The sequence below is a fragment of the Allobosea sp. CER48 genome, assembly GCF_044752385.1.
Taxonomy (GTDB): Bacteria; Pseudomonadota; Alphaproteobacteria; order Rhizobiales; family Beijerinckiaceae; genus Allobosea.
Window position 1 is genome coordinate 1 of record NZ_JBIWYK010000152.1, and the last position, 6,928, is coordinate 6,928.

Annotated in this window: 5 protein-coding genes; 1 reads left to right on the forward strand and 4 read right to left on the reverse strand. The window is 68.8% G+C overall.

Going from position 1 to position 6,928, the window contains the following annotated elements; translation table 11 throughout:
* Nucleotides 1-216: 216 nt before the first annotated feature.
* The gene (locus tag ACIPIA_RS07870; protein WP_400508293.1) at nucleotides 217-1,239 is read right to left on the reverse strand and encodes a bile acid:sodium symporter family protein; all 1,023 of its coding nucleotides are present in this window, start codon (nucleotides 1,237-1,239) and stop codon (nucleotides 217-219) included.
* A 97-nt stretch (nucleotides 1,240-1,336) separates the two neighbouring features.
* On the opposite strand from ACIPIA_RS07870, the gene ACIPIA_RS07875 reads away from it, so the two are divergent.
* A complete protein-coding gene (locus ACIPIA_RS07875) occupies nucleotides 1,337-2,236 on the forward strand; it encodes a LysR family transcriptional regulator (RefSeq protein WP_400508295.1) in 900 nt (299 codons plus the stop codon).
* Here the strand turns inward: ACIPIA_RS07875 and ACIPIA_RS07880 are convergent.
* From ACIPIA_RS07880 to ACIPIA_RS07890, 3 genes are read right to left on the reverse strand one after another with little or no spacing between them, the layout of a single operon-like run.
* On the reverse strand, nucleotides 2,233-4,185 hold the full coding sequence (locus ACIPIA_RS07880; protein ID WP_400508297.1) for a MacB family efflux pump subunit: 1,953 nt from the start codon (nucleotides 4,183-4,185) through the stop codon (nucleotides 2,233-2,235). The two genes, ACIPIA_RS07875 and ACIPIA_RS07880, sit on opposite strands and share 4 nt — an antisense overlap.
* 2 nt (nucleotides 4,186-4,187) lie before the next feature.
* On the reverse strand, nucleotides 4,188-5,393 hold the full coding sequence (locus ACIPIA_RS07885; RefSeq protein ID WP_400508299.1) for an efflux RND transporter periplasmic adaptor subunit: 1,206 nt from the start codon (nucleotides 5,391-5,393) through the stop codon (nucleotides 4,188-4,190).
* Entirely contained in the window at nucleotides 5,390-6,838 is a 1,449-nt protein-coding gene (locus tag ACIPIA_RS07890; RefSeq protein WP_400508301.1) for an efflux transporter outer membrane subunit, read from the reverse strand. The genes ACIPIA_RS07885 and ACIPIA_RS07890 overlap by 4 nt, the downstream gene beginning before the upstream one ends.
* Nucleotides 6,839-6,928 lie beyond the last annotated feature (90 nt).

Sequence of the window (6,928 nt, forward strand, 5' to 3'; positions counted from 1 at the left end):
GCCGTCCCTGATCCAGAGGGAATAGGCGATCTTCCTGATCTCGTGCTGGGATTTTTCGTCCTGCTGCATGTCTCGGCTCCATGATCGCGTCCCGATGCGCATCGGGGCATCCTGGTTTCGGCGAGAGCAAAGGCCTCGGCTTCGCCCTGCAGGGATCAACGACATTCGGCCGGGCGCGGTTCCCTTGCAAATGCAGGATCGCCGCAGCGGGAAAGTTCAGGCCTTGGCAGCAGCCAGCGCCGGGTTGGCCGACGTTTCGGCCGCCGGCCCGGCCGGCCGGCGTGCATAGCGCTGCGCCAGCACCGCGCAGGCGAAGAGCTGGGCCTGGTGGAACAGCATCAGCGGCAGCACGATCAGGCCCAGCGCCTGGCCCGGGAAGAGGATGTTCGCCATCGGAATGCCGCTCGCCATGCTCTTCTTCGAGCCGCAGAAGACGATGGCGATCTCGTCCTCCTTCGAGAAGCCGAACCGGCGGCTGGCGAAGGTGGTGATCGCCAGGACGGCGGCCAGCAGGACGACGTCGAGCGCGATCACGAGGCCGAGATCGCCAAGCGTCACCTGCGACCAGATGCCCGCGACCATGCCCTCGCTGAAGGCGGCGTAGACGACGAGCAGGATCGAGCCGCGGTCGACGATCGAGATCGGCGCCTTGTGGCGCTGCAGGAAGGGCCCGATCCAGCGGCGCAGCAGCTGTCCGGCGATGAAGGGCATCAGCAATTGCAGCGCGATGCTCTCGACGGCCCGCGTGCTGAAGCCGCCGCCCTTCGAATCGAGCAGCAGCACGACGAGCAGCGGCGTCAGCACCATGCCGAAGAGATTCGAGACCGAGGCGCTGCACAGGGCGGCCGGGACATTGCCGCGCGCGATCGAGGTGAAGGCGATCGAGGATTGCACGGTCGAAGGCAGGATGCAGACGAAGATCAGGCCGGCCACCAGTTCCGATGGCAGCCAGCCGCCGAGCGTGCGGGTGAGGATGAGCCCGAGCACGGGAAAGAGCACATAGGTGCTGGCGAAGACCAGCGATTGCAGCCGCCAGTGCAGCAGGCCTTCCCAGACCGCGACCGGCGAGAGCCGCGCTCCGTAGAGGAAGAACAGCAGGGCGACGGCCACCGAGACAGCGTCGTTGGCGACCGTCGCGCCGACGCCATGCGCGGGAAAGACCGCGGCCGCCGCAACGGTGGCCATCAGCGCGACGAGATAGGGGTCGATGCCGAAGCGGGCGAGCGTGCGGCGGATCATCTGCGGTCCTTCCGGTGAGATGCGGCCTTGTAATCCCATTCGGCTTCATTTTGATCCGGACTGGACATGATATCGCTCATCATGGATCGTGATCGGCATGGAACCGGACCAGAAGCCGCTCGATCCCGTGCTGCTGCAGAGCTTCCTCAAGGTCTGCGAGACGTTGAGCTTCACCGAAGCCGCGCGGCAGCTCGGCCTGCGCCAGTCCTCGGTCAGCCAGCATGTCGCGCGGCTGGAAAAGCGCGTCGGGCGTCGCCTGCTCGAGCGGGATACGCATGAGGTGCGCCCGACACCCGACGGCGACGCCATCCTGCCCTTCGCGCGCGAGGCGCTCGAAGCCGGCCGGCGCATCGAGCGCTATCTCAGGGGCTCGACCCTGCGCGGGCGACTCCGGCTCGGTGTCTCCGAGGATTTCGCCTACACGGCATTGCCGGAAATTCTCGCCGAGTTCGCCATGCAGCATCACGCGGTCGATCTCGAGCTGACGGTGGGCTTGAGCGGGCTGCTCTACGAACTGTATGACGCCGGCGATCTCGACCTGATCTTCGCCAAGCGCCGCAAGGGCGACGAGCGCGGCGAGGTTGCATGGCAGGAGCGGCTCGTCTGGGTCGGTCGCCCCGGCGCACGGCTGGCAGAGCAGCGGGAGGTGCCGCTCGTGCTCTATCCGCCGCCGAGCATCACCCGCGTGCATGCGATCGAAACGCTGGAACAGGCCGGGCGCGCCTGGCGCGTCGCCTGCACCAGCGGCAGCCTTGCCGGCCTGCGCGCGGCGACGGTGGCCGGGCTCGGCATCACCGCCCACTCGGCCCGGCTGATCCCGCCGGGCCTCGCCGAGGTCGAGCCAGGCGAGGCCCTGCCCAGGCTCGGGACGATCGAGTTCGTGGTGATCGGCGGCCAGTCGCATCAGGATGCGGCGCGCGCGCTGGCCGTCAGCATCCTGTCGGGCGCCGGGCGGCTCCGGCCGGAAAAGCCCCTGCGGCGCGGCCGGAAAGCCTAGTCCCGCGCCAGCGCGACCACCGGGTCGAGGCTCGCCGCGTTGCGGGCGGGCAGGAAGCCGAATGTCAGGCCGATCAGCGTCGAGCAGGCGATCGCGGCCGCGAAGGCTTCGCCCGAATAGATGAAGCTCACCTGGGAGCCCGAGGCTTCGAAGGCGAAACCGATCGCGAGCGCCATGCCGATGCCGAGCGCGCCCCCGATGAAGCAGACCAGCGACGCCTCGATGAGGAATTGCTGGAGAATATCGCTGCGGCGCGCGCCGACAGCCATGCGCAGGCCGATCTCGCTGGTGCGTTCGATCACCGAGACCAGCATGATGTTCATCACGCCGATACCGCCGACCAGGAGCGAGATCACCGCGATCGAGGAGATCATCAGCGTCATCGTTGCAGTAGCACTGGTGATGGTGTTGCGGATCTCGTCCTGGTTCAGGATGAAGAAGTCCTTGGCCCGGTGGCGATGGGTCAGGAGCTCGGTGACGGCTTCCTGAGCGGCCGCCATCGGCGTCTCGTCGTCGACGCGCAAGGTGATGCTGCGCAGCGAGAGATCTCCGAGGAAGCGCCCCTGCACGGTGGTGTAGGGCAGGAAGACCTGGGGGTTCTGGCTGCCGCCGAAGCCGCCCTGCTGCTGGCGAATGACGCCGACGATGCGGGAAGGCACGGAACCGATCAGGATCACCGTGCCGATCGGGTTCGCCTGCCCCTGCGGGAAGAGCACGCCGAGCGCATTCTCGTCGATCACCACGTCCTGTGCGAGAGTGCGGACATCGGAGGCATCGAAGAACGATCCCCGCGTCAGCACGCTGCCGCGCACGTCGAAATAGCGCTCGCTGACGCCGTTGACCTGCGCCGTCGCCTCGACATTGCCGAGGCGGATCGTCGCGCTGGTCGTCACCGTCGGCGTCACGCTCGCCGCATAGGGCTGGCCGGCGAGGACCTGGGCATCGAGCACGGTCAGGGTGCGCACGCGGCCGGAGCGAAGATCGCCGAAGCCGGTTCCAGGGAAGATCTCGAGCGTGTTGGTGCCGAGGCCGGAGATGTTCTGCAGCACGTTGCGCTTGGCGCCCTCGCCGAGCGCGACGACGCTGACCACGGCGGCGATGCCGATGACGATGCCGAGCATGGTCAGCGTCGTCCGCAGCTTGTGCGCGGTCATGGCGCGCACCGCCATGCCGAACGCCTCCTTCAGCCGGCCGAAGCCGGCGCGCAGAAGGCCGGCCGGGGGCGGAACCGGAGACGGCGGCGGCACCTTCTCGGAGCGCGGAGCCGTGCGTCTGTCGTCGATGATCCGGCCGTCGCTGAGCTCGATGATGCGATGGGCGCGGTTGGCGACATTCATGTCATGGGTGACGAGAATGACGGTGTGGCCTTCGCGGTTGAGCTCCTCGATGAGCGCCAGCATCTCCTCGCCGCTCTTGCGATCGAGCGCGCCGGTCGGCTCGTCCGCGAGGAGGACGCGAGCGCCGTTCATCAGCGCACGCGCCACCGAGACGCGCTGCTGCTGGCCGCCGGAAAGCTCGGAAGGGCGGTGCGTCTTGCGGCTGCCGAGGCCGAGCCGGTCCAGCAGCGTCGCCGCCCGGCTCTCGCGCGGCCCCGGCGGAATGCCGGCATAGATCGCGGGCACCTCGACATTGGCGAGCGCCGTAAGCTCGGAGAGCAGGTGATAGCGCTGGAAGACGAAGCCGAAATATTCGCGCCTGAGCCTTGCGAGCTCGTCGGGGTCGCGGTCGCGCGTCGGGCGGCCGTCGATCTCGTAGGTTCCGCCGGTCGGCCGGTCGAGGCAGCCGATGATGTTCATCAGCGTCGACTTGCCGGAGCCGGACTGGCCGACGATCGCGACCATCTCGCCGGCCTCGATCACGAGGTCGGCGCCATCGAGCGCGGCGACCGTTGCCTCGCCCGTGCCGAAATCGCGCCGGACGCCCGCCAGACGGATGAGCGGCACGCCCATCCTCAGAAGCCGAAAGGCGAGCGCGAGCGGCGCGCCGGCCGGGTCGCGTCCGCACCGCCGCCACTGCGGGTGGTGACGACGCGCTCGCCGGCCTTCAGGCCGGAGGTGACCTCGGCCACGATCTTGTTGTCGAGCCCGACCGTGATCTTGCGCTGCTCGGCCTTCCCGTCCTCGCCGAGTACCTCGACGAAGGCGTTGGGGCCGCGGCGGCGCACGGCCGTCGAGGGCACCGTGACGACGTTCTGGGCACGGCCGACGATCACCGTGACCTGCGCGGTCATCGAGGTCAGCAGGCGGCCCTCGGGGTTCGGCACCTCGAACCAGGCATTGTAGTAGACCGCACTCGTGCTGGAGGACGAGGAGCTGCTGCTCGTCGTGGCGGAGCTGGTCATGTTCTGCGTCTTCAGCGTGTCCGGAGCGGGCTCGACGAAGGAGATCTTCCCGGGGAAGCGCTGCTCCGGTGCGCCGAGAACGCTGAAATAGACCTCCTGCCCGGTCTTCACCCGCAGCACGTCGGCTTCAGAGATCTTGGCCTTGACGGTCATGGTGGAGACGTCGCCGAGCACCACGATGGTCGGAGCCGACTGGACGGCGTTCACCGTCTGGCCTTCCTGGGCGACGACTGCGAGCACGGTGCCGGCGCTGGGCGCGGTGATGCGGGTGTAGCCAAGATTGGCACGGGCGGTCTCGACCTTGACCTGGCTGGAGACGATCTGCGCATCGAGCGCCTCGATCTGCGCCTGCGTCGTCGAGACCGTCATCTGCGCATTCTCGTAGGCGTCGCGCGAGACCGCATTCTGGCTGATCATCTGCTTCTGGCGGGCGAGCACCGCCTCGGCATAGGCAAGGCTCGCGACACGCTCGGCGCGCTGCGCCTTGAGAGCGGCGAGATCGGCCTCGGCCGAGCGCAGCGTGTTCTGCTGGGTGACCGCGTCGATCTCAGCGATCAGATCGCCCGCCTTGACGTTGTCGCCGAGCTTGACCTTGAGGGAGACGACGCGGCCGGTCGCCTGCGAGCCGACGCTGACCTGGCGGATCGGCTCGAGCGCGCCGGAAGCGAGCACCGCTTCCTCGACATTGCCCATCGCCGCCTCGACGCTCGGCAGGCTGACGGTTTCCGCCGGGGCAGGCTGGCGGACCTGCCAGAGATAGTAACCGCCGACGACCGCGACGATCAGGGCAGGAAGAAGGAGGCGGCGAAGCCTCATGGTTGCGGTTCCTCTACGGGAATGAGGCGCAGGCGCGGCCCGGTCTCGCCGTCGATCACCGCCGGCGCGGAAACCTCGACGGGCCTGAGCCAGCCGCCGCCGAGCGCCTTGTTGAGAGCGATGAACTGTGTCGCGAGCGTGACCCGGCTCTGGATCAGCGCCTCCTCGGCGCCGAATTGCGTGCGCTGCGCCTCGAGCACATCGAGGAAGCTGGCATTGCCGGAGGTATACAGCGCGCGCGAAAGCTGGGCGGCTTCGGTCGAGGCCTTGGCGGCCTCCGACAGGCTGCCGAGTCTGATCCGCTCCTGCCGCAGACCCACCAGACTGTCCTCGACATCCTGCAGGGCGGTCAGCACGGCCAGCCTGAAGGCCGCATCCTGCCGGTCGCGCTGAGCCCTGGCGGCGTCGACGGCCGCGGCAAGCTCGCCGCCATTGAAGATCGGCACGCTGAGGCTCGGACCGATCGCCCAGCCGATCGCGCTGTTCTTGGCGAGATCGCCGAGCTTGAGAGCCGATGTCGATATGTTGCCGGTCAGCGAGACCGAGGGATAGCGATTGGCCTCCGCCTGGCCGATCCGCGCCGTGGACTGGGCAAGCAGGCGCTCGGCCACGCGGACATCCGGCCGCCGGCGCAGCACGTCGGCGGGAATGCCGGCGCGCGGCGGGGCGGGCGTCGCCGGAACGGCGGCAGCGCGCGCGAAATAGGCGGCCATCGCCGCGGGCGGCCGCCCGGTCAGCACCGCGAGGCGATGCTGGTTCTGGGCGAGCGAGGTTTCGAGCAGGGGGATCTGCGATTCCGTGCTCGCGGCCTGCGCGGTGGCGCGGGCGGTATCGATGGCGGAGATGTCGCCGGCGCGGAAGCGGGTGCGCGTCAGCGCCTCCGTCTCGCGCTGCGTCCGCGCCGTGCTGCGGGCCAGCGCGATCCGCGCCTGCAGGCCACGCGCCTCGACATAGGTCGAGGCGACGTCGCCGATCAGCGTCAGCATCACCCCGTCGAGATCGTCGAAGGCGGCATCCGTGCCGTAGGTCGCGGCCTCGACAGCGCGGTCGCGCGCACCGAACAGGTCGATCTCCCAGGAGGCGTCGAAGCCGGCACGGAAGCTGTTGCGGGTCACGCCGACCGAACGTGAGCGCGTCGCCGAGGCATTGCCGTCGACCTGCGGAAAGAGCGCGCCGACCGCTTGCTCGCGCGTGGCGCGCGCCTCGCGGATGCGGGCCTTGGCCTGTGCCACATCGAGATTGCCGGCGATCGCCTGTTCGATCATGGCGTTCAGCGTGGGGTCGCGCAGGTTGCGCCACCATTCGCTCGCCTTGAGAGCCTTCGGCCCGCCCGTCGCGGCGCTCCAGCGCTGCGGCAGATCGAGTTTCGGTGGTGTGTAGTCCGGCCCCACCGCGCAGGCGCCGAGACCCAACGCCAGCATCAGCAGGGTAGCGGGGCGAATCATCGCGGCCAGAATGCCGGGAAAACCCGGAACCGCCACCTCTCTTCTTGCAGCAGGCTGCGACCCGAAGGCGCGGTCCATTCGTTAAAATTT